Source organism: Acidobacteriota bacterium, from assembly GCA_016184105.1.
Taxonomy (GTDB): domain Bacteria; phylum Acidobacteriota; class Vicinamibacteria; order Vicinamibacterales; family 2-12-FULL-66-21; genus JACPDI01.
Map to the genome: position 1 here is coordinate 1 of JACPDI010000054.1, position 22,306 is coordinate 22,306.

The window sequence follows — 22,306 nt, forward strand, 5'->3', positions numbered from 1 at the left end:
CAGCGCCGGGATCGCTTTCACGAGCCTCAACGCGTCGTAGTGGTCCCTGGCTTTGATCCCCGTACCGCCGCCGGGCCCTTCCGCGACGACCGGACGCCAGAACACCTCAGTCGTCAGCAGGGCTTCCGCGGGATGGTGCAGCGCGCGAGCGAAGGCTCTGAGGATCTCGAGATCGGTGTGCCCTTCGAGGTAGAGCACTCCTGGCGAGACGAGCGCCAGCATCATGTCTTCGTTCGACAGCACGCGGAGCGAATCCAGCACGACCTGTCTCTGACTGTCGTCGGCCACCATAACGGGGCGATCGAGCAGCACGCGCAGCTCGCGCAGATCCGCGGCGTCGATAATCACTTCAGAGTGTGTGGCGATAATCAACTGCGACTCCCGCCGCGCGGCCACCGCTCGCAGCTCGCTGAGGATCGCGTCCTGCAGGATCACGTGCAGGTGCGCGTCCGGCTCATCGAGCAGCAGCACTGACCCGGGCCGCGCGTTTAGGAGCGTCAGGAGCATCAGGACCTGCTGAAAGCCGCTGCCGGCGCTGGCGACGTCCAGTTGCGTCCCGTTCTGGGTGCGATATTCGGACACGATGCTGGCGCGCGAGCCGTCTGGAGGCAGCAGCTCGTAGGCAAAGAGCCGTCGTATCGCGCTCTGAAGATCCCGCCACGCCGTCTCGGACTGGTGGGCCTCGAGCAGCAGGTTGCGGAGCATCTCTCCCGGTTTCGCCTGGCCCAGCAGTTGATCGAGTTTCGGCCGCTGGTAGACAGGTTCTTCTGTGCTCAAGCCGGTCATCGGCGGCACAAGCACCGTTGAAAGCGTGATGTCTCTCAAGTGCGCTGGATCGACGCTGCGGTCCGGCCGGACGTAAATCTGCTCAGTACTGTCCGCCTCCAGCTCCATCTTCACCGTCCAGTCATCTGTCTGGACGGTGAGGCCGATGGTCCCTTGATAGCGGCGGTCGCGCCACAGCAAATCGTACGCGCGCAACGGCACCGCCGAAAACGCCTGACGCGCGATCGGCGCCTTCGTGTACCAGCCGCCGTGGCGCTGGAAGTCGTTCAGCTCTTTCCACCTCGTGAGCGCGACGCTCCACGCCGCGATCGCCTGCAGCAATGTCGTCTTGCCCGCGTTGTTCGGGCCTGCGACGACGAGATGGCCCGGAAGCGAAAACTCCACGCGGTCGAAGCGCTTGAAGTTCTCGATGACGACGCGGCGAATCATCAGGCGTTCTCCGCGAGCGGCTTCACAACCAGCAACTCGTTGCCGCGGTCGTCGATGACCTTCACGGCCACCTGGCGATGCTCGCCCGCTTCGAACGGCGCGCTCCTCGTGCCCGCCAGGTGTTCCCAGACGCTGTCGTCGTAATCGCTCTTGAGTGCCTTACGCAGGTCGTTCCACGCCCCCGTCCGGGGGAAGAACGCCTGCGACACGTGGAAGCAGAGCCCGTTGTAATCGGTGTCCACGAACCACGCCGGCACGTCGTCCCCGCGGCGGTGATCCACGGCCATCGTGGCGGGATCGAAGGTGTCGAGACCTACCAGCTCCAGCTGGAAACACGGTGGTGCGTCTCTCTTTTCCGGTTTCGCCGCGTGGACCTTCACTTCGGGCAGGCCGCAGACGCTGAAGATCTGGCTCGACCGCATGTTCTTCAACAGGTCGCCCATCATCAGGTCGGGTGTCGCCTGCACGTAGGTGGCGGGGAGGAATCCGACGGCGGCGGCGTTCTCGACCAGCTCACGTGCGTGCGGCTGAATCGCGAAGCCGATCACATACAAGTGCGCGTACGACTTCAGGTGCGCTTCCTTCAGCGCCGCGTGGACCAGCTTCTCGCTGATCGCGCCGTTCTCGGGGCCGAACACGAACGCCACCGGCTTCTGGTCTCCGTTGAGCGAGATCCCTTCCGCCGAGAGCGACAGCGATTTGGCCGGCTGTCGCAGGTTCGCGAGCTGCACGGTCCGGCCGCCGCCCACGTGCAGCACCGGCGATCGGCGCAGGACTTCGACCATCCGCTCGACGAACGAGCTGTAATCCTCCGCCTGCTCGACGCCCGAATCCTCGACGCCATCCCCTTCCCAGTCCACCGGCGTGGGGATCGTCGCCTCGAACGCAAAGGGGCCCGTGACGCGGACGATTGCGTCTGATCGTTCGGGTGCATCAACTCTGACCAGTTCTGCAGAGACTTCTTGGCTCGCCACGCTGCCCTTTGTTACGTATGGGACAATACCGCCGACCTCGATGCCGCGTTTGTTTTGGCGACGTCTGTAGACAAAGCCGCCGACTGGCCCCCGCGCTGGATCGACGAGCTCGTACCAAGGATACGTGGCTGTCAGCAGCCGTTGTCGCGCGAGCGCGAGAGGAACACGACTAACGTCTATTGCGATCCAGCGCCGCCCCCATTCTTCCGCTACGTACGCGGTAGTCCCCGAACCGCATGTTGGATCCAACACGAGATCCCCAGGGTTCGTTGTCATCAAGATGCATCGCTGAATGACCTTCGCGCTGGTCTGGACCGCGTACATCTTGTCCGACGGCGCGGACGTGTCCGACCAGAGATTCGTGATTGCCGAATAGCCGCTATCAGTAAGTTTAAGGACATACCGTAGTGTCTCGCCGTCCTCGTACGGCTCGAGACGATCGGCGGCTGCGAGATTCTTCATTCCTTCTTCGTTCGTGAACCAACTGTTACCGGGTGGTGGCTTGTAGGTCTTTCCCCGGTACTGAAATGGAAAAAGCCCTGACTGGTTCACACCGGCGGGATAAAGGGATACGAGCTGACACGGGACCGCTCCTGTCGGCAAGCGTGTGTGATCGGCGACCTCGTCGCTTGTCATCTTACGACGTGACCCATCAGGCAATTCCACATAGTTCCAGTGGGTGTCACCTTGCACATCCATCAACTGCAACAGCTCATGGTAGCGAAGCTTCTCGTAGTCCCTGGCGTACCACAATAGGTAGTCGGTCACACTCTCTACATACTTGGCTCCCAATGGCATTGTCTTTTTGCGGAACGGAATCACGCTAGCAAAGTTCTCCGTCCCGAAGACCTCATCCATCAGTTCGCGCACGTGATGCAGGTTTTCATCGCTGATTTGGACGAAGACGCTGCCCGAGGGGGTCAGCAGCTCGCGCGCCATCAGGAGCCGGTCGCGCATGTAGGTCAGGTACGAGTGCAGTCCCAGGTCCCACGTGTCGCGGTACGCCTTCACCATCTCCGGCTCGCGCGTCAGGTCCTCGTCATCGTTGTGCGAGACATCGCGCTTCCGGACGAACGGCTGGAAGTTGCTGCCGAACTTCACGCCGTACGGCGGGTCGATGTAGATCATCTGCACCTGCCCGCCCAGCCCCTCGTACTGCAGCAGCGAGTTCATCACAACAAGCGAGTCGCCGAGGACCATGCGGTTGACCCACTTGTCCTGGTACTCGTACGCGCGCAGCACCTGGTCGGTGATCGAGTGCTGCGGGTCGCCGAACATGTCGTAGAGATCGAGCTGCCTGTCGGTCCGGTGGCCCACCAGCGTGTCGACGATGGTCTTGGTGGAGAGGCGCTCGTGGACGAAGAGCGGGAGCGTCGGGACGTCGAAGGACAGGCGCTCGGCTTTCCCGGCCCAGTTCAGGAACGGCTTCGCGAGCCGCTTCAACTGTTCAACAGCATCCGTGAGACCGCGGACGGTGACAAGGACAAGGCCGCCCGAAGAGCGAAACTCCTGCGGTTCGGCGAATTCGTGGGGCGGATTGAGCCTCGATGCGCGGGCAATGGCATCGAGCAGCCACTCGCCCAGCTCGCGCGTGCCATTGGCGCCGTCCCAGTCGAGCGCAGGCGACAGCGACGAATCGTACCGATAGGTCTGCGGCGGTTTCTTCTTCCGGAACTGCGACTGCGTCCCAACGTCGGGCCGCATGGGGCTCGTTTGCTCCGGGTGGACGTAGCGTTCGGCAACCTTGCCGGCGCCCCCGCCCGGCCGGCGCGCGTACGGGGACTTCCCCCTGGTTTTGGCCACTTGCTCCTCGGAAGCCCGAAACAGTGGAATCAAAATGCTCGGGTCAGCCGGATTCTAGCATCCGTCATGCGTTGCCGAGGTCTCGTCGCCCTCTGGCCTCCGGCCTTCGGCCTTAATAGCTCCAGCGGAGCAGCACGGAACCCACCGTAAAGCCCGCGCCGACCGACGCGAGGAGGACCAGGTCTCCTTTCTTCAGCTTGCCTTCGTTCATCGCGTCGTTCAAAGCCAGCGGGATGGTCGCGGCCGTTGTGTTGCCGAACCGCTCCAGGTTGACGACCACCTTCTCGGGCGGGAACCCCAGCCGGTCCGCCGCGGCCTCGATGATCCGGCGGTTGGCCTGGTGCGAGATGAACAGCTTGACGTCCTCGGGCTTCGTGTGGGTCTTGTCGAGGAGGCGACGGGCAATCTCCTCGGTCTTGCGCACGGCGAACTTGAACACGGTCGCGCCGTCCTGCTTCACGTAGTGCAGGCGCTGGTCGACCGTCTCATGCGACGCCGGCCTCAGGCTCCCCCCGGCGGGCATGCACAGCGCGGCGCCGCCGCTGCCATCGATCTCGTGCTCGAAGGCCACGATCCCCGGCTCGTGGTCGGCGGCCGGCGCGAGCACCACGGCGCCCGCGCCGTCGCCGAACAGCACGCAGGTCGTGCGGTCGGTGTAGTCGATGATGCTCGACATCACGTCGGCGCCGACGACGAGCGCGTAGTCGGTCGAGCCGGTCGCCACCATCTGCATGCCGGTGGCGAGCGAGAAGGTGAAGCCGGAGCAGGCGGCGCCGAGGTCGAACCCCCACGCGTTGGCCGCGCCGATCTTGTTCTGCAGCAGGCACGCGGTGCTGGGGAAGAACATGTCCGGCGTCGTCGTGCCGACGACGATGAAGCCGATGTCCTTGGGCGTGATGCCGGCCTTGGCGATCGCGGCGAGGGCGGCTTCCTTCGCGAGGTCGCTCGTGGCGACGCCCGGCTCGACGATGTGGCGCTCGCGAATGCCGGTCCGCTGCAGGATCCACTCGTCGGTCGTCTCGACGAGTTTCTCGAGGTCGGCGTTGGTCAGGAGCTTGGGAGGAACGTAGGTCGAGAGCGCCGCAATCTTCACGCGCCTTCCGGCGTGGTTCACCACAGTCGCGAGTCCTTTCCCGGAGCGTCCAGTCCGAAATACTCGTACGCCCGCGCGGTCGCGACGCGGCCGCGCGGGGTGCGGTCGAGGAAGCCGATCTGCATCAGAAACGGCTCGTAGATGTCCTCGATCGCGTCCTTGTCTTCGCTGATCGCGGCGGCGAGCGTGTTCACGCCCACCGGCCCGCCGTTGAACTTGTCGATGATCGTGCGCAGCAGCCGCCGGTCGACCTCGTCGAACCCGTGCTCGTCCACCTCGAGCAGCTTCAGCGCGTCGGCCGCCACCGGCGCCGTGATATCCCCGGCCGCGCGCACCTGCGCGAAGTCGCGCACGCGCCGCAGCAGCCGGTTCGCCACGCGTGGCGTGCCGCGCGAGCGCCGCGAGATCTCTCCGAGCGCCTGTTCATCGATGGTGACGCCGAGGATCCGCGCCGACCGCCGCACGATCTCACGGATGTCCGCCTCGGTGTAGAAATCCAGCCGGTGGACGATGCCGAAGCGGGCGCGCAGCGGCCCGGTCAGCATCCCCGCGCGCGTGGTCGCGCCCACGAGCGTGAACTTCTGCAGCGGCACCTTCACCGATCGCGCGCCCGGCCCCTGCCCGATGACGATGTCCAGCTCGTAGTCCTCCATCGCCGGATAGAGGATCTCCTCGATGGACGGGCTCAGGCGGTGGATCTCGTCGATGAACAGGACCTCGCGCTCCTGCAGGTTCGTGAGCATCGCGGCCAGATCGCCCGGCTTCTCGATCACGGGTCCCGCCGTCGCACGCACCGGCACGCCCATCTCGTTGCCGATGACGTAGGCCAGCGTCGTCTTGCCCAGTCCCGGCGGGCCGTAGAGCAGCACGTGATCGATCGCCTCGCGGCGCTGTTTGGCCGCGGCAATCGACACGTGCAGGTTCTCGCGGACCCGGTCCTGCCCGATGTAGTCGTCCAGCGTGCGCGGCCGCAGCCCGGACTCGTACTGGACGTCCTCGTCGGCACGGACGGACGCGAGGAGCCGATCGTTCACGTCGCCAGCGCCCTCAGCGCGCGCTTCAACACGTCCTGGAAGCTGCCGCCCCCGTCCGCGGCCTTCTCGATCGCCTTCTCCGCGGCGGTGCGCTGATACCCGAGGTTCAGCAGCGCCGAGATCACGTCGTCACGCAGCTCGTCCTGCGGCGAGCGCGGCCTGGTGACGTCCGCCTGCAGTCCCTTCGGCAGCTTGTCCTTCAGCTCGAGCGCGATCCGCTCGGACGTCTTCTTGCCCACGCCGGGGATCGTCGTCAGGCGGGCGACATCCTGCAGCCGCACCGCACGAACCAGCTCGCCGGGTTCGATGCCCGACAGCACCGCGAGGGCCAGCTTCGGGCCGACGCCGCTGATCGCAATCAGGCGTTCGAACAGCTCCAGCTCCAGCCGCGTCGCGAACCCGAAGAGCGCAATCGCGTCCTCCCGCACGTGCGTATGGACGTGCAGCGCCACGTCGCCGCCCGCATCGGGCAGATTGTAAAACGTCGACAGCGGCACCTGGACGTCGTAGCCCACACCGTGGACATCGACGATGATGCGCTGCGGATGCCTGTCGAGGATGCGCCCGCTCAGGAATGCGATCAATGCAGTTTCTTCGACGAATGCATCGACGGATCGAAACGGCGCCAGGTGCGCGGCAGCCCCGTCGCAATCGGCACGGGCACGCGGGTGCCGGCGGGCGCGGCCGTGTGCAGGTGGCAGATGGCGATCGCCAGCGCGTCCGACGCGTCATACGGCGAGGGGGCCGCCGTGAGCCCGAGCAGCAGGCACACCATGCGCTGCACCTGCTGCTTCTCCGCACGGCCGTACCCGACGACGGCCCGCTTGACTTCCGCCGGCGAATACGCCGTGACCGGCACGCCCGCCTCCGTCGCCGCGAGCAGCGCGACGCCGCGCGCGTGTCCCAGCTTCAACGCGCTGCGCACGTTGCGCGCGTAGAAGATGTCCTCGATCGCGACGGCATCGGGCCGGTGCTCCTCGAGCAGGGCGCGGAGGCCGTCATGGATGATCAGGAGCCGCTCGGAAAAGTCGACGCTCGGCGCGGCGCCGATCGCGCCGCAGATGACCAGCCGGTGCCGGCTGCCGTCGGTCTCGATGCAACCGTAGCCGGTGCGCTCGGAACCGGGATCGATTCCGAAGATCTTCACGCGAGGGAGGCCTCGATCTCCTTCTCCTCGATATCGAAGTTCGACCAGACGCGGCGCACGTCGTCGTGATCGTCGAGCGCGTCCATGAGCTTCACCATCTGGCCCGCCGTGCGGCCCTCGAGCTTCACGTAGTTCTGCGGCAGCATCGCGATGTCGGCGCTCGCGGGCTCGACGTTCATCTTTTTCACCGCGTCGAGCACCTGCGGGTAGGCTTCCGGCGCCGTGATGATCTCCCAGTTGTCGCCATCGTCGCGGAGATCGTCCGCGCCCGCCTCGAGCGCCGCGTCCATCAACCGCTCCTCGTCAGCCTTGCTCTTCTCGACGACGATGTAGCCCTTGCGGTCGAACATCCAGGCGACGGAGTTCTCGGCGCCGAGGTTGCCGCCGTTCTTGGACAGAATGTGGCGGATCTCGCCGACCGTGCGGTTCTTGTTGTCCGTGAGCACGTCGATCAGCACCGCCGCGCCGCCGGGGCCGTACCCTTCGTACATCACCTCTTCGTACGACATCCCCGGCTCTTCGCCCGTGCCGCGGCGGATCGCCCGCTTGATGTTCTCGGCGGGCATGTTGACAGCCTTGGCGTCCGCGATCACCGTGCGCAGCCTGGGATTCGAATCGGGATCACCGCCGCCGTTCCGAGCGGCGACCGTCAGTTCCTTGATGATGCGGGTGAAGATCTTGCCGCGCTTGGCATCCGCGGCACCCTTCTTGTGCTTGATCGTGTGCCACTTGGAATGGCCGGACATGCTCAGAACCTCGTCAAAATCAATATCTTAGCACCGCCGAGCCAGCAGGATCCAGACGTCCGCGCGTGCGTCCCACGGCCCCCCATCGTAGTCGCCGAGCGCCGCGTCCATGGCAAATCCGGCCTTTTCCACGCGCGCGGCGATCTCGGGCACCGAGAGCGTCCTGAAGGTAAGCGAGAAGCGGCGGGTCTCGGTGCGGCGGCCGAGGCGGCGTGAATATTCCTGGTCGAAGATCGTGAGGCCGTGCCGCGGATCCTGCCGGACCGACTCGCGCAGGGCGATGGCCGCGCCGGCCCGGTCGCGCCCGCGCAAGGTCACCCGGTTGCGGTACTCGCGCCAGCGCGGCAGATCGGGCACGAGATCGATCCCGAACACGCCCCCTTTCCGCAGGACGCGCGCGACCGACTCGAGCGCCTGCGCGAGGTCGCGCGCGCGCGTCAGCGATTGCAGCATGCCGTACGGCGCGATGACCATGCCGAACGCCGCGCGGCGCAGCGGCAGCGCGCGAATGTCCCCGCGGACCAGCCCGGCGTTGAGCGGCGTGACGCGACTGCGACGCACCCGGCGACGCGCGAACGCCAGCATCGGCTCCGACCGGTCAACGCCCGTGATGGCGATGCCCGCTCGCGCAAGCGGCAGGAGGATGCGGCCGGTGCCGCAGCCCAGCTCCAGCACGCGACCGTCAACCTGCGTCGCGAGGCGGCGCCAGAACGGCACGTCGCGGCGCCCGAGCGTGCGCGCGTTCTCCCAGTCGTAGAACGCGGCGTACTCGTCCCAGCCCGCGGCGCCATCGCTGACCCGGCGCGCCGTCATCGGATCGGGTAACCGCGAAAAGTGGACTGCCGGAAATGGGCGGCCGCTCCGGCATCGGCGCCGTGCGTCTCCCAGGTCCACACGTAGTCCGGTCCGTGGAGCGCCGCGCGGAGGCGGACGCGCACGCGGTCCTGCGCTCGAAGCCGCAGCGGCCGTTCGAACGGAAAGAACGCGCGGCGGAAGACCGTCTCCTCGAGGGCCGGGCTGTTCGACAGCATCACACCCGGCGCAAGCTCGCTGTCGAACCAGACGCAGAAGCCGTGCGCCGTTCCCCCCTCGACGGTGGCAAGGTCGAAGGCGGCATCGAGATCCGGGCCCGTGATCTCCAAGTACACGATTGTGGCGATGACAGCCGGCCCGTCCATGAGACGCACGTCCTCTTTCGGGCCGGAGTACCAGCGGTTGACGGCCATCTCGCGCAACCCGTCCATGTTGACGCCGTACGGCGCGCCGGCGAAAACCGCCACGCGCCGCTGATACAGGTCCGGCGCATCGGCGAGCGCCGCCTGCAGCCATTCGCGTGCGGGAATGAGCGCGCCGCCGTCACGCAGGAACCGTTCGCGTGCGTCGACGATCGCCGGCAAGTGCTCGCGGAAGTGCGGCAGCACGCCGTGCAGATCCGACACGATCACGTCAGCGCGCTCCGGGAGCGTCACCTCGGTGGACAGACCATGGACGAACGTGACGATCTCGCCGACGCCGGACCGCCGGGCCGCATCCGCAACGACGGAGCCGAGAGGCATCGCTTCGATCGCGTACACGCGGCGCGCCCCGGCCTTCGCGGCGAGAACCGCGAGCACGCCGCCCCCGGCGCCGAGGTCGACGACCACCGAGCCCTGACCCACCGTCCGCGCGATGGCGTCGCCGTACGCGCGCATCCGCCGCGGATCGCCCAGCAGAAAGGCGTACTCGTTCAGGTTATACACGTCAGAACTGCCTCAGCGTCCCTTCCGCGCGCGCGCGCGCCAGCGCGCGGTCGAACGCGACGAAGGCCAGCGGGAGCGCCAGCGCCGCGAAGGCGACGAGCGGCAGCGCGCCGTTCAGGATCTCGCCGATGCCGGCCGCTGACAGCAGGGCGGGGCGGATGGCGTCGAGCGCGTAGGTGATCGGCAGCAGCCTCGAGATCGCCTGCAGCGGCGCGGGCAGCAGCTCCACGGGAAAGAACACGCCGCCGAGCAGCCAGGACGCGGCCTCGAACAGCCAGGGAATCGGGTCGCCTCGCTTCCAGACGACCGTGCAGGCGGCCGACAACATGCCGATCGCGCTGAACGCCCCGAGCGATACCGCGAACACGAGCAGCGCGCCGGCGAGGCCGGCGCCCCGCAGCGTCACGCCGAGCCACACGCCGGCACAGAGGTAGAGAGCGCCCTCGAGCGACGCGCGCAGCAGGGGGTATCCGGCCGAGAGCGTCAGGAGCCTGCGCGACCTCAGCGGTGATGCGGCGAGGAGCGGCAGCGTCCCGCTCTGCTGGCTGGCGCGGATCGCCTGCGAGTGGCACACGAGGGCCGCGGACATGGCGCTGTTCATCACGAGGCCCGTCAGGATGAACGCAAACGCATCGTAGCCGCCCGGCCGCGCCCCGATCATCGTCGACAGCATGTAATACGCGCCGACGCCGGCCAAGGCGTCCAGGACGCTGATCGCAAACGACACGCGGTAGCTGACGTCGGTGACAAAGTCGCGAAGCACGAACGCGCGGAGCTGGAGCGCCCACGCGATCATACGGCGGCCTCGCCGGCGATCGCGCGCGAGATCAGCTCGCGATCGCGCACGCCGCGCCGCAGATCGAGCGTCTCGACCAGCCGGCCGTCGCGCATCACCATGACGCGGTCGCAGACCTCCAGCACGTCATCGAGCCCGTGCGTGACGATGACGGCCCCGCCCCCGGCGCGATCGGCGAACCGGCGGATCGCCCCGAGCAGCACCGGGCGGTGCACGGGATCGACGGATCGTTCCGGTTCGTCGAGCAGCAGCAGCCTCGGGCCGTGGAGCATCGCCCGCGCGAGCGCCACGCGCGCCGCCATCCCATCCGACACGCGATCGACGCGCACGCGATCGCACGCAGCGGCGCCGCAGACCTCCAGCAACTCCGCGATCCGCGCGTCCGCCTGCGGGCCGGTCAAGCCGTAGAGCGCGGCAAAGAACTGCAGGTTCTGCCTGACGGTGAGACGCGGATACAGCGCCCGCCCGCCCGCGGGCACGTAGCCGATGATGCCGCGCGCCGCCCCCGCCGCGTCACGAATGTCGAATCCCCCGATGCGCGCCGTCCCGCGGGTCGGCGCCAAGGTCGTCGCGAGCATGTCCAGCAGCGTGGTCTTGCCGGCGCCGTTGGTGCCGACGACCCCGACGACCTCGTTGACCTCCACGCGGAAGGACACGTCCGCCACGGCCTCGACGGGCGCCCGTCCGCGTACTGCGGCGAACGCTCGCGTCAGGTGCTCGGCCGCGACAAGCGGTCCGGGCGCCGGAGGTCGCCTGGTCACCCCTGGACTCATCGTGTGTGCCAAGCATAGCGTCTCCGGTAACATCGAGTCGATGAGCGGGTTCGTTGCGCTATACCATCCGGACGGCCGTCCCGCGGAGCACGCGCGGCTCGCTCCGCTCATCGACACGCTCTCGTACCGCGGCCCGGACGGCGTCGGTGCCTGGCAACATGGGTGCGTCGCGCTCGGCCACGCGCGGCTCGCGCCATCCCTCGAAGCGGCGTTGCCGCAGCCTTTGGTTCGCGACGACTGCGCCATTGTCTTTGCGGGACGCCTCGACAACCGCGCGGAGATCGCGGCGGCGCTCCCCCGGCAGAACGCGGACATGACCGCCGACGCCTCGCTCGCGCTCGGCGCCTACCGCGAGTGGGGCGAGGAGTCGGCGGCCCGCCTGCTCGGCGATTTCGCCTACGCGATCTGGGACGGCCCGCGCCGCAAGCTCGTCTGCGCGCGGGACGCCATGGGACAGAAGCCGCTCTTCTACCACGCGGCGGACGGGCTGGTGCTGGTCGCCTCCGAGCCGCGCGCCATCCTTGCGGACCCCGACGTGCCGCGCGACGTCCACGAAGCGGTCGTCGCGGAGCACCTCATCGGCGTCCTTCAAAGCCGCGACGCGACGCTCAATGCCGCCGTGCGACGGCTGCCCGCCGCGCACCTGCTCGTCGCCGACGCGCTCGGGTGCCGCACGCGGCGGTACTGGGATTTCGATCGCGGCCGCGAGATCCGGTACGCGCGCGACAGCGAGTACGCCGAGCATTTTGTCGATCTGTTGTCGCGCGCGATCGAGTGCCGGCTGCCGGCGACCTCACCCGTTGCGCTCTTCCTCAGCGGCGGGCTCGACTCGTCGGCGATCGCCGGAGTCGCGGCGCGGCTCGCGACCGCGCGTGCCGTGCCTCTGCTGGCGCTCGCGCTGCGGTTTCCCGGCCGCGCGTGCGACGAAGGGGGCCACATCGAGGCGGTGGCACGCCACACGGCCATCCCGCTTCGGGCGATCGACATGAGCCCCGCGCCGGCGGAGGCGTACAGGGCAGAGGCCGTGGCCGCGCTCGATGTACCGCAATACCCGAACGGGACGATTCTCGATCCGCTGCGTCGCGCTGCACGCGAAGCCGGCGCGCGCGTGGCCCTCACCGGGTACGGCGGCGACGACTGGTTCACCGGCAGCCCGGCCCACACGACCGATCTCCTGCGCCGCGGGCGCCTGGTCGCCGCGTGGCGGCAGCTGCGCGCCGACGCGCGGCTGCCCGGCCGCAACTACTCGCTGGCGAGCCTCGCGCGCGGCGCGCTCGCGCCGGTGGTGCCGGCTCCAGTCCGCTCCGTGGCGCGCCTCCTCCGGCGGCACGCGCCACCGTTCGACTGGATCCGGCCGGAGTTCCGGCGGCGCATCTGCCTGGACGACCGCCTTCGCCCCGAGCGGGTGCAGGGGTTTCGCTCCCTCGCGCAGTCCGAGGTGTACCGCGTCGCCACGTGCGCGGCGACCATGATCGGCGACGAGATGGAGGAGCGCGCCGCGGCGGCGGCGGGAATCGAGCAGCGCCACCCCTTCAACGACCGCCGGCTCGCCGAGTTCGGTCTCGCGCTGCCCGAGCCTCAACGCTGGTCCGGCGGGAAGACGAAGGTGGTGTTGAGGCGCGCGCTCCGCCTTCATGGCGGCGTGCCGGAAAGCGTGCTCGCCCGCGACGACAAGGCGGAGTTCTCCAGTTCGTTTGTCGATGCCGTGCAGGCGTTTGGAGGGGGCGCGGCGTTCACCCGGCTCCGCACGGCGGACCGCGGCTGGGTGGACGAGGACAAGGTACGGGCGCTCTACGGGCACATGATGTCGCTTTACAGGCGTGGCGATGAGGCGTACATTCCCGTAAGCGGCTTCCTGTGGTCAATACTGAGCCTTGAACTCTGGCTCGAGGCTCTGGAGGGGAACGGTGACAGAGAACACTCCGGCACAACCCGGGGCACGTCAGCCGTCTGAACCACCGCAGCCGGCGCGACGGCGCTACGAGCCGCCGCGCCTGGTGGAGTACGGCAGCGTTGGCAAGCTGACGCAGACCTGCGGCATCACCACGAAGGCCACCGGCAACATGCTCCGCGTCTGCCTGTGACCGGTATGCGCACCCTGCGTGCGGCTCTCTGGCTGCTCGCGGCGCGCGCCTGGCTGGTGCTCACGCCGCGGCGCGCGCTGGCGTGGCGGAGGCCTGTGCCGCACCCATCGAGGACCGACCTTGAGACCGCCGCCCAGTTCGCGCTGGCGGTCCAGCGCGCCGCCAGACACCTGCCGTTCCGCCCGACATGCCTCGAACAGGCGCTCGCACTCGAACGCCTCCTCCGCTCGGAGGGGCTCGATGCCGCCGTGGTGGTCGGCGTCCGCCGCGCACGCGCGACCCTCGACGCCCATGCGTGGCTCGAACACCAGGGGCGGACGCTGCTCGGCGCCACGCCGGGCCGGCGCTACGAAACGCTGCATCGGACGAATCGGACGTAAGCCCGTCCCATCGTGTCACGCGTCATCGACGAACACCGGCAGTATCTCCGCGATCGACATCGTCTCGACGCGTTCGCGCGCGCGATACACGCCGTCGTCCGCCCGGGCGATCGCGTGGTCGATCTCGGCAGCGGAACCGGCGTGCTCGGCCTGCTTGCCTGCCGGGCCGGCGCGCGCATCGTGTTCGCAATCGAGGCGACCGGAATCATCGGCCTTGCGTCGGCCGTGCGCGATGCGAACGGCATGCACGATCGACTGACGTTCGTCCGGGGGCACTCGACGACCGTCACGCTTCCGGAGCGCGCCGACGTGATCGTCACCGACCAGATCGGGCGCTTCGGCTTCGAGGGGGGCATCCTCGAGTGCGTGGCCGACGCGCGCGCGCGACTGCTCGAGCCGGACGCCCGCTTCGTGCCCGCCGCCATCACCCTCCACGTCGCGCCCGTCGAGAGCGGGCAGATGTACGAGCGGATCGAGTTCTGGGATCTGCAGCCCGCCGGACTTGATTTCCACTCCGTTCGCCACCTGGCCGCCAACACCGTGTATCCGGCGCGGCTCCGCCCGGAGCATCTGCTGGGGCCGCCGGCCGCCACGGTTCGGCTCGACCTCGCGTCGGCAACGTCGGAACGATTCTCGTTTGATGTCACGCTTCCCATCGCCCGCGCAGGGGTGCTGCACGGGATCGGTGGCTGGTTCAGCGCGGAACTGGCGCCCGGCGTGACGATGACGAACTCTCCGCTCGACGCGGCCCGCATCCGCCGGCGCCAGGTCCTGCTGCCGATCGAACGCCCGGTCCGGGTGATGCAAGGCGACCGCGTTGACGTGCGCGTCGAGGTGCTGCCTGGCCAGTTGATGGTTGCCTGGGAAGTGCGGGTGACACGGTCCTCCGGCAGCGACGTGTTTCGCCATTCGACGCTGCGAGGGATGCTCTTCACGCGCGAAGACCTCGAGCACACGCGCCCCGGGTTCCGTCCTGCCCTGACACCGCGCGGCCTGGCCCGTCGATCGGCGCTGGAACTCTGCGACGGCACGCGCACGCTGGCGGCGATCGAGGACGAGGTCTACCGCCGGCACACGGATCTGTTCGCCTCCCGCCACGAGGCCGCCGTGTTCGTTGCCGAAGTGGTGACGCGATACGCACGCGATGCCGTTCGCCCCGACGTCGATGAGGAGCGGGCGCTGACCTGATGGCGCGCTACCGGTTATCCGGGTTCATAGTGGAAAGCAGCCTGGCGCTGCCCGAGCTTCTACCCGCGTCGGGTACCCCTTCCTGTCTGTTCGAGCTGGCGACCGCCGCGCGCGCCCGCCAGCGGCCGCGGTGGTATCACCACTGGCAGGAAGCCGGCCGGCGCTGGGTTTCGTTCGCGCGATTGCCCTCCGGTTACCTGCTGCGGTTCCCGGGACTGGCAGACTTCGAAGTCTCGCGGGATGGCTCACACATCTCGGTACGCCCGCGCCGCCAGATGCCACCCGAAACGCTCCGCCACCTGCTGCTCGATCAGGTCTGGCCGCTCGCGCTGAGCGGCGCCGGGCGTTTCGTGATTCACGCGAGCGGCGTCGTCCTGCCCGACGGCCGCGCGGTGGCATTCGCCGGAACCGCAGGCGCCGGCAAGTCGAGCCTTGCCGCCGCGATGGCCGCCGCGGGCTGTCGTCTGGTCTCCGACGACTGCCTGCTCCTGGAGCGGACGGGATCGGACTGGCTGGCCGTTCCGAGTTATCCCGGGTTGCGCTTGTGGCCGGACATGCTCGCGGGATTGGAGGCGGACGAGGAGGGGACGTCCGAGGTGGCGCACTACACCAGCAAGAAGCGGCTCGCGCGGGGCGCCCTGCCGTTTTCCGTCGACGCCGCCCCGCTCGCGGCGGTGTACATCGTGCGCCCTCTTCCCGCCGGAGCCCCCACGAAGATTGCGCGACTCACCGGCGGCACACCCGTCATGGAACTCGTGCCGTCCACGTACCTTCTCGACTGCGAGGATCGAGTCCAGCTCGAGCGATCGTTCGCGCACCTCGCGGCGCTCACGACGATGGTGCCCATTCGGCAGCTGGATCTTCCGCACGCACTCGATCGGCTGGGAACCATTGCGCGCTCGCTGATGGGATCGCCCCCGAGCGGTGATGGCGGCGCGACGGCGCGGATGGCCTAGCGCTTGTCCGAGCGGTCGTGGGGCACGTGCGCGGTCGCCGCCGTGCAGCTCGCCACGTTACCGGCCAGGTCGCGTCCCTCGTACATCAACGAATAGACGCGCCCGCCGCCGGTGCCGGAACGCTCGGCCCGGACGAAGCCGCCGGTATCGGGCGTGCCGATCACGAAGCCCTGTATATCGCCGGCGGTATTGCCGTCGGCGCCGGCGTTGTCCGCCTCGCTGCTGCCGACGCCCGCGAGCGCGAATCCGGCAGACCCGGACGTGACGTCGAGCACGGACACGACGGTCCTCCAGGGCACCAGCTTGTGGTTTGGCGGCCACACGATGCCGCCGCTCACCGTCCCGCACAGGACCGACGGCGGCGTGCGATCCATCCGGATCGTCACCGAGAGCGTGGAAACATTCCCCGCCAGGTCGGTCGCCGACGCGCTGACCGCGGCCACGCCGTCGCTGGAAATCGTGACCTGCTGTGGCGTGAGCACCGCGAGCCCGGACAGCCCGGGCTGATCGGCCGCCGAGAACGACACCGTGACCGGCTGATGATGCCACCCCTTCGCATTCGGCGGCTCGCTCAGCGTGTACGAAATGACGGGCGGCGTCTTGTCGATGTTCAGAACGGCCTGCGCGTGGGATTCGTTTCCTGCCTGGTCGCGCGCGGTCCCGCGAATCGCCTGGCCGGCCCCCTCGGTCGTGACCGTCACGGGCGACGTGATCGACGCAATGCCCGACGCGCTGTCCCCCGCGATGAAGCTGACGACGACGTTCGAGTTGTGCCATCCGGCCGGGTTCGCCGCCGGGGATACCCCGGCGCGCCCCATGTCGGGCGCGACGCTGTCCAGAAGGAACCGCGCGCTTCGCGGCGCTTCGGCGTTGCCGTTCCGGTCGGTCGCAAAAAACGTGATCGTCGTCGGCCCCTGGAACGCCTGAGGGACGTCGATGGAGACGGAGCCGGCGTTGACCGTCTTCGCCGACGACTGGATGGCGGCCACTTGATACGTCATCGATCCGACACCGCTGCCTTCCCCATCGTCGGCGGTGAGCGTCACCGTAAAAGGCGACCGATGCCAGCCAGACGGCCCCGCAGGTTCAGAGACCGAGACCGTTGTGATCGGCGGCGCGGTGTCGGCGAGAATCCGAACCTCCTCGCTGCGGACCGTCTGCGCCGGATAGGCCTGGCGGCCAGACCCGGCGTCGTAGGTGGCCTTCACGTGCGCCGAAAAGGTGACGACGCCCTCGCCCGCCGTCCTGTAGGCGTAGGTCAGGTGCCGCGCGCCGGGGGCGAGCGGCGACAGGTCGGGCGGCGGTACGTCGACCGCGGTCACGATGCCGGAGGAAGCCGTCAGCACCGGATCAATCGTGTCGAAGACGACGTTCCCGCTATTGGCGAGCGTGAGCGTCACCGTCACGGTGTCGCCGATGCCGGCCGACGGGCGATCCGCACTGAGCATCGCCAGAAGTTTCGGCGCGGCGGCAGGAGCGATCGCGACCGCGCTGCTCGTCACCGGCGCCGCCGGGACCCTCGCGCCGGTGCTGTGGAGCCCGTCCGCACCCACGTCGAACGTCAAGTCGCCGTCGCGCGAGGGAACGAATGTCAGGACAAACGTGTGCTCGGCGCCAGGGCCGAGAGGAACGGACACGTCGCCGGTGAGGACTCCCGGCAGAGACGCGTTGACGCTCAACGTCACGCCCAGGGCGGAACCGCCGCGGTTCGCCACGGTCACTTCGAGCGCCACGGGCTCGTCCACCCTGCCGGCGGCCGGCCCTGCCGACGCCGTCACGTCGGTGACCTCGATCCGCGCGGGCTGGAAGACCTTCACCTGGTGGCCATCGGTGTCCACCACGATCACGCGGCCCAGCGCATCGCCGGCCACGCCCTGCGCGTAACGGAACTCCGTATCACCCGAGCCCCATCCTCCGAGGACGAGCGCCTCGTAGTGCGCACCCGTACTCGTCAGGACCCGGCACTCGTGCAAGTCGCCCGACAGGCTCACCTCGGAGCAGCGCGGAAGCAGACTGCCCGCGCCGGCGGTGAGGTCAATCCTGAGAATCCGGCTGCGGTCGGTGTCGGCCACGAGCAGCCGTCCCTGGCGATCGAATCCGACGGCGGAGGGAGAGCTCAAGTCCGCGGCAAACGGAACCGGGGACGTCTCGTCGCTGCCGAACGCCCAGAGGAACGCCCCGCCGGCGTCGAACACCTGCACGCGGTGGTTCAGCGGATCGCTGACGAAGAAGCGGCCCTGGCCGTCGATGGCGACGCCCCACGGATACTCGAACGTGCCGGGCGGATTGTCATCGCTCGTATGCCCGCCGAACTCCGTCACGAAGTTCAGCTGCGCATCGAGCACCACGACGCGGTGATTTCCGTTGTCGACGACCGCGAGACGGCCGGTTTCATCCGCGGGATCGAGCAGGCGCGTCCCGGGCTTCACCGCCGCGCTCGTGGGGAAATAGAACCGGTCGGCCGGCGCGTGACCGGGCTCTGACGCCGGGTCGAGCACATCGAAATTGCCGAACGCCCCGTACTCGCGGACGAACCGCGGACCGCCGGCGGCGGCCGCCGGGCTGAGGATCTGGATGCGATGGTTGCCTGAATCCACGACGACGATCTGATCGAGCGCATCGACCGCGACGCCCGTCGGATACCAGAACCGCCCCGGCTCGCTTCCCGTGCCGCCGGCGACCGCTTCAATGGCGCCATCCGGCCGGAAGATCTGCACTCGATTGTTCGCGCGGTGAACCTCGAAGACGTCGCCGTCGCGGTCGGCATCGAGCGCGTCGTATTCCTCGGTGTCGGTGACGATGAAACGGCCGGTCGAATCGATCGCGAGGCCGAACGGGAAGATGAAGTGTCCGGGAGAGGTGCCGCCGGTTGCGCTGCCGACGGTGAACTGCAGCGTCAGCATGTCGTCCGCCTGGGCCCGGGGCGGGGAAACCTGCACCGCTGCAGCCAGCGCCACGCAGAGCGCGGCCCACAGCCGGCGCGACGCCGATGAGTACATCCTTTTAATAGTCGTTCGCGGGTCAGCCGCGTGTCAATACGGACGAGGCCGCGGCGGTGACGCTACTCTAGCTCCACCAGGCCGCGCGCGGCCAGGTCCGCAGCCAGGCTCGTCACGTCGCGCGCCGCGGTGTCCGCGTCGACGTCGAACTCCGCGACGAGCGCGTCGCGCACGGCTTCAAGCGAGCCGCGTTGCTCGATGAGCTGCCAGACCCTCGTTCCGACGCCGTTCAACCCGAAATAGATCCCGCTTGCCAGATTCAGCACGACCGCCTCGCCGTCGATCTCGCGAAAGACGGCGTCATCGCTGATGCGGATTTTGTTCAAAAGTGTGATCGCGGGCACCGGCGTCCCCCAATGCAGTCTAGCAAACCAGTCAATAGCCATTAAGTGTCTTTATATGACAACATGGTGCATAAGCGTTATAATAGAACGGATGACGGGGAAGAGGCGCGGGCCGTCCCCTATTCTGGGTTTGTCGTGGCCTTCGCCGACCTGATCAGTTAGGATTGACTAACTCTTAGTTCCTATTGAGGTTAACGGGGCCGATCGTGCCCCAGAGGCGGGTGTATGCGGGTCATTCGCACACTCTCGGCGCCGATGATCGCGACGTTGCTCGGTATGTTCTGCGCGCCGGTGCTCGCGCATGCGCAGGCACCCGCGTTGGCGGGGCGCGCGTCGGCGGCACGCGGCACGCTCGCCGGCGCGCGCACGACGACGGTTTTCGGGTACGTGTGGGACGCCAGGAACGTTCCGATCGCGTTCGCGAACGTAAGGCTGCGCAACGTCGTCACCGGGCGCGTCGAGGCGAATGCCGTGGCCGCCGACAACGGCGAGTTCTCCTTCGACAACCTCGAGGGTGGGACGTACGTCATCGAGTACGTCGATCAGAACACCAAGGTGCTCGCTGTCGGCCACGTGTTCTCGGTGGCGCCTGGTGAAACGGTCGCGACCTTCATCCGTCTTGCGAACCGGCTGCCCTGGTTCGCGGCGCTCCTCGGCACCGGCACCAATGCCGCGGCCAGCGTCGTCTCTTCCGCTGCGAGCCTCGGCGTGACGGCCATCGCCCCAGGACAGCGTCCCGTCAGTCCTGACCGGTAGCCCTTCATGTTCGAGACCCAGCAGGCGGCCGCGCATCCCTCGCATCCCGCGCATCGGACGCCCCCCGTGCACGCGTCAATGCAGGATCCTCACCTGCTCGACCGTCTCGGCGTGTTCATCCGCCACCGCAAGCTGATGGCGCTGGTTTTCGTGCTCACGGTCGGCTTCGTCATGATTCAGACGTACTCGGCCGTCCCGATGTACCGCGCGAAGGCGCAGATTCTCATCCAGGACGAGCGGTCGACGGCGGTGACGGCGCTGCGCGACACGGATCCGGCATTCTGGGCGGATCCGGAGCCTTACTACAAGACGCAATACACCATCCTGCGCAGTCGCGGCCTCGCGCGCCGTGTTTCCCGGCGACTCGAGCTGCGGAACGTGCCCGAGTTCAACGGCCGCATGCCTTCGCCGCCCGGCCCGCTGGCCGCCGTGGCTGTCGTGCGCGCGCGGCTGAAGAGCGCGGCGGCGTCTGCCGTGGCGCTGGTCAGGCCGCCGGCGCCGGCCGAGCCTCCTGCGGCGGATGAAACACAGGAGGAAGCGGGATACGTTGGCGACTTCATCGGCCGCATCCGGGTCGCCCCGCTTGCCGGCACCCGGCTGGTGGATGTCTATTTCGATGCGGCGGATCCGGCGTTCGCCGTGCGGGCCGTCAATGCCGTTGCGCAGGAGTACGTCCAGCAGAACCTCGAGCTGCGCCTGCAGAACATCGACAAGACGCTCGTGTGGCTGACCGACGAGCTGCAGAAGCAGCAGAAGAAAGTCACCGACAGCGAGCAGGCGCTCGCCGACTATCGCAGCTCGCAGAACGCGCTGTCGCTCGACGACCGGCAGAACATCGTCGTCGCGAGGCTGAATTCGCTGAACGACTCGGTGACGCGCGCGCGCACCACGCGCGTGCAGAAGGAGTCGCTGTTCAACCAGGTGCGGGCCGTGGATCCGAACAGCGACGCGATCCTCAACGTCCCCGCGATCGCGTCGAGCCCGGCCGTCGTTGACCTGAAGGGGCGCATCGCGAGTCTCGAGGCGGACCGCGCACGCCTCTCCTCTCGTTACGGCCCGCAGCACCCGGAGATGGTCAAGATCACCGGGCAGCTCGCGCAGGCGCAGCAGCAGCTCAAGACCGAGGCGGCGAAGGCCGTGCAGCAGCTCCGCGGCGATTACGAGGCCGCGCGCGCCGAGGAGTACAGCCTGGCGGCGTCTCTCGAGGAGCAGAAGAACGCGGCGATGGATCTCGACCGGAAGAGCGCCAGCTACACCGTGCTGGAGCGCGAGGCCGAGACGAACCGCCAGGTGTACCAGCAGCTGCTGCAGCAGGAGAAGGAGCTGCGCGTCATCAGCAACAGCCGCGCGAACAACGTCCAGGTGATGGACGCGGCGGACGGCGCCGGGCAGTTCTCGCCGACGCCGAGGCGCGACTGGATGATGGCGATTCTGCTTGGCGTCGCGCTGGCGATGGGCCTCGCGTTCGGCGTCGAGTACTTCGACGACACCGTGAAGACCCCCGAGGACGTCACGCGGCGGCTCAAGCTGCCGCTCCTGGGCCTGGTGCCCGCGGTTCGCGGCGATAAGGTCCCGGTGCTCATCCGCCCCGTGCCGCACGACTTCGGCGAAGCCTTCCGGTCGCTCCGCACGTCGCTGGTGTTCACAAGCGGCGGCGGCGAAGGGGCGCGCATCATCGCCGTGACCAGCACGCAGCCGCTCGAGGGCAAGACGACGACGGCGTGCAACGTGGCCGCGGCGCTCGCGCTGGGGGGCGCGCGCGTGCTGATCGTGGATGCCGACATGCGGCGGCCCGGCCTGCACAAGGCCATGGGGATGCAGAACGCGGTCGGCCTCTCGCACCTGCTCGTCGGCCAGGCGCGCGTGCGTGATGCCGTGCAGCGCACGAGCGAGCCCAACCTGTTTGTCATCACTGCCGGGCGCACACCGCCCAACCCCTCGGAGCTGCTCGCCTCGGATCGCATGAAGGCGTTCATCAACAACCTGTCGGCCGGGCCGTTCGACTGGGTGGTGATCGATACGCCTCCGGTGCTGGCGGTGACCGACTCGGTGATCCTGTCCCAGCTGGTTGCAGGCATCGTCTTCGTGATAGGCGCCGAGATGACCCGCCGCATGCACGCGGAGCGCGCGATCGAAACGCTCACGCCGGGCGGTCCCCGGGTGATAGGCGCCGTGCTGAACCGGGTGGACTTCGAGGCAAACAAGTATTACTACTCGCGTTATTACGGCTACCAGTACAAGAGCTACTACGGCCAGGCGACCGCCGGTTAGCCACCTTC

General features: G+C 68.3%; 20 protein-coding genes. 7 read left to right on the forward strand and 13 right to left on the reverse strand.

Annotated elements, in window-relative coordinates; all coding sequences use genetic code 11:
* The 11 genes from HYU53_17695 to HYU53_17745 form a co-directional block, all read right to left on the reverse strand.
* Nucleotides 1-1,215 (reverse strand): AAA family ATPase (locus HYU53_17695; protein MBI2223026.1); only part of this gene is annotated, 1,215 nt, incomplete at its 3' end.
* Nucleotides 1,215-3,893 carry a site-specific DNA-methyltransferase gene (locus tag HYU53_17700; protein MBI2223027.1) on the reverse strand — a complete coding sequence of 893 codons (2,679 nt, stop codon included), beginning with the start codon at nt 3,891-3,893 and terminating at the stop codon, nt 1,215-1,217. The genes HYU53_17695 and HYU53_17700, both read right to left, overlap by 1 nt.
* Before the next feature lie 211 nt (nt 3,894-4,104).
* Nucleotides 4,105-5,109, reverse strand: a complete 1,005-nt coding sequence (locus HYU53_17705; protein ID MBI2223028.1) for a ketoacyl-ACP synthase III — start codon at nt 5,107-5,109, stop codon at nt 4,105-4,107.
* A complete protein-coding gene (gene ruvB, locus HYU53_17710) occupies nt 5,103-6,119 on the reverse strand; it encodes a Holliday junction branch migration DNA helicase RuvB (GenBank protein MBI2223029.1) in 1,017 nt (338 codons plus the stop codon). Before ruvB ends, HYU53_17705 begins: the two co-directional genes overlap by 7 nt.
* Nucleotides 6,116-6,703 (reverse strand): Holliday junction branch migration protein RuvA, encoded by a 588-nt coding sequence (ruvA, locus tag HYU53_17715; protein MBI2223030.1) that lies wholly within the window; start codon nt 6,701-6,703, stop codon nt 6,116-6,118. The genes ruvB and ruvA overlap by 4 nt, the downstream gene beginning before the upstream one ends.
* A complete protein-coding gene (gene ruvC, locus HYU53_17720; GenBank protein ID MBI2223031.1) occupies nt 6,700-7,266 on the reverse strand; it encodes a crossover junction endodeoxyribonuclease RuvC in 567 nt (188 codons plus the stop codon). Before ruvC ends, ruvA begins: the two co-directional genes overlap by 4 nt.
* The gene (locus tag HYU53_17725) at nt 7,263-8,012 is read right to left on the reverse strand and encodes a YebC/PmpR family DNA-binding transcriptional regulator (protein ID MBI2223032.1); all 750 of its coding nucleotides are present in this window, start codon (nt 8,010-8,012) and stop codon (nt 7,263-7,265) included. The genes ruvC and HYU53_17725 overlap by 4 nt, the downstream gene beginning before the upstream one ends.
* Nucleotides 8,013-8,039: 27 nt before the next feature.
* The gene (locus HYU53_17730; protein MBI2223033.1) at nt 8,040-8,825 is read right to left on the reverse strand and encodes a class I SAM-dependent methyltransferase; all 786 of its coding nucleotides are present in this window, start codon (nt 8,823-8,825) and stop codon (nt 8,040-8,042) included.
* On the reverse strand, nt 8,822-9,751 hold the full coding sequence (locus HYU53_17735; protein ID MBI2223034.1) for a 50S ribosomal protein L11 methyltransferase: 930 nt from the start codon (nt 9,749-9,751) through the stop codon (nt 8,822-8,824). The genes HYU53_17730 and HYU53_17735 overlap by 4 nt, the downstream gene beginning before the upstream one ends.
* A 1-nt stretch (nt 9,752) precedes the next feature.
* On the reverse strand, nt 9,753-10,547 hold the full coding sequence (locus HYU53_17740; protein MBI2223035.1) for an ABC transporter permease: 795 nt from the start codon (nt 10,545-10,547) through the stop codon (nt 9,753-9,755).
* Nucleotides 10,544-11,308, reverse strand: coding sequence for an ABC transporter ATP-binding protein (locus HYU53_17745; GenBank protein MBI2223036.1), 765 nt, complete (start codon nt 11,306-11,308; stop codon nt 10,544-10,546). Before HYU53_17745 ends, HYU53_17740 begins: the two co-directional genes overlap by 4 nt.
* 52 nt (nt 11,309-11,360) lie before the next feature.
* Between HYU53_17745 and HYU53_17750 the strand changes: the two genes are divergently transcribed.
* The 5 genes from HYU53_17750 to HYU53_17770 are packed head-to-tail and all read left to right on the forward strand — an operon-like array spanning nt 11,361 to nt 15,928.
* Nucleotides 11,361-13,274, forward strand: a complete 1,914-nt coding sequence (locus HYU53_17750) for a hypothetical protein (GenBank protein MBI2223037.1) — start codon at nt 11,361-11,363, stop codon at nt 13,272-13,274.
* Nucleotides 13,228-13,404, forward strand: coding sequence for a lasso RiPP family leader peptide-containing protein (locus HYU53_17755; GenBank protein ID MBI2223038.1), 177 nt, complete (start codon nt 13,228-13,230; stop codon nt 13,402-13,404). The genes HYU53_17750 and HYU53_17755 overlap by 47 nt, the downstream gene beginning before the upstream one ends.
* 5 nt (nt 13,405-13,409) lie before the next feature.
* The gene (locus HYU53_17760) at nt 13,410-13,784 is read left to right on the forward strand and encodes a lasso peptide biosynthesis B2 protein (protein MBI2223039.1); all 375 of its coding nucleotides are present in this window, start codon (nt 13,410-13,412) and stop codon (nt 13,782-13,784) included.
* Between the two features lie 12 nt (nt 13,785-13,796).
* The gene (locus tag HYU53_17765) at nt 13,797-14,972 is read left to right on the forward strand and encodes a 50S ribosomal protein L11 methyltransferase (GenBank protein ID MBI2223040.1); all 1,176 of its coding nucleotides are present in this window, start codon (nt 13,797-13,799) and stop codon (nt 14,970-14,972) included.
* A gap of 29 nt (nt 14,973-15,001) precedes the next feature.
* Nucleotides 15,002-15,928: a hypothetical protein gene (locus HYU53_17770; GenBank protein ID MBI2223041.1), complete on the forward strand. Its 927-nt coding sequence runs from the start codon at nt 15,002-15,004 to the stop codon at nt 15,926-15,928.
* On the opposite strand, the gene HYU53_17775 is transcribed toward HYU53_17770, so the two are convergent.
* Complete coding sequence (locus tag HYU53_17775; GenBank protein MBI2223042.1) at nt 15,925-18,927, reverse strand: hypothetical protein; 3,003 nt, start codon at nt 18,925-18,927, stop codon at nt 15,925-15,927. The two genes, HYU53_17770 and HYU53_17775, sit on opposite strands and share 4 nt — an antisense overlap.
* Before the next feature lie 62 nt (nt 18,928-18,989).
* A complete protein-coding gene (locus tag HYU53_17780; GenBank protein MBI2223043.1) occupies nt 18,990-19,253 on the reverse strand; it encodes a PqqD family protein in 264 nt (87 codons plus the stop codon).
* Nucleotides 19,254-19,496: 243 nt separating this feature from the next.
* Here HYU53_17780 and HYU53_17785 point away from each other — a divergent pair, with 243 nt between their 5' ends.
* A complete protein-coding gene (locus HYU53_17785) occupies nt 19,497-20,027 on the forward strand; it encodes a carboxypeptidase regulatory-like domain-containing protein (protein MBI2223044.1) in 531 nt (176 codons plus the stop codon).
* 6 nt (nt 20,028-20,033) lie between these two features.
* On the forward strand, nt 20,034-22,298 hold the full coding sequence (locus HYU53_17790) for a polysaccharide biosynthesis tyrosine autokinase (GenBank protein MBI2223045.1): 2,265 nt from the start codon (nt 20,034-20,036) through the stop codon (nt 22,296-22,298).
* The last annotated feature ends 8 nt before the right edge of the window (nt 22,299-22,306 follow it).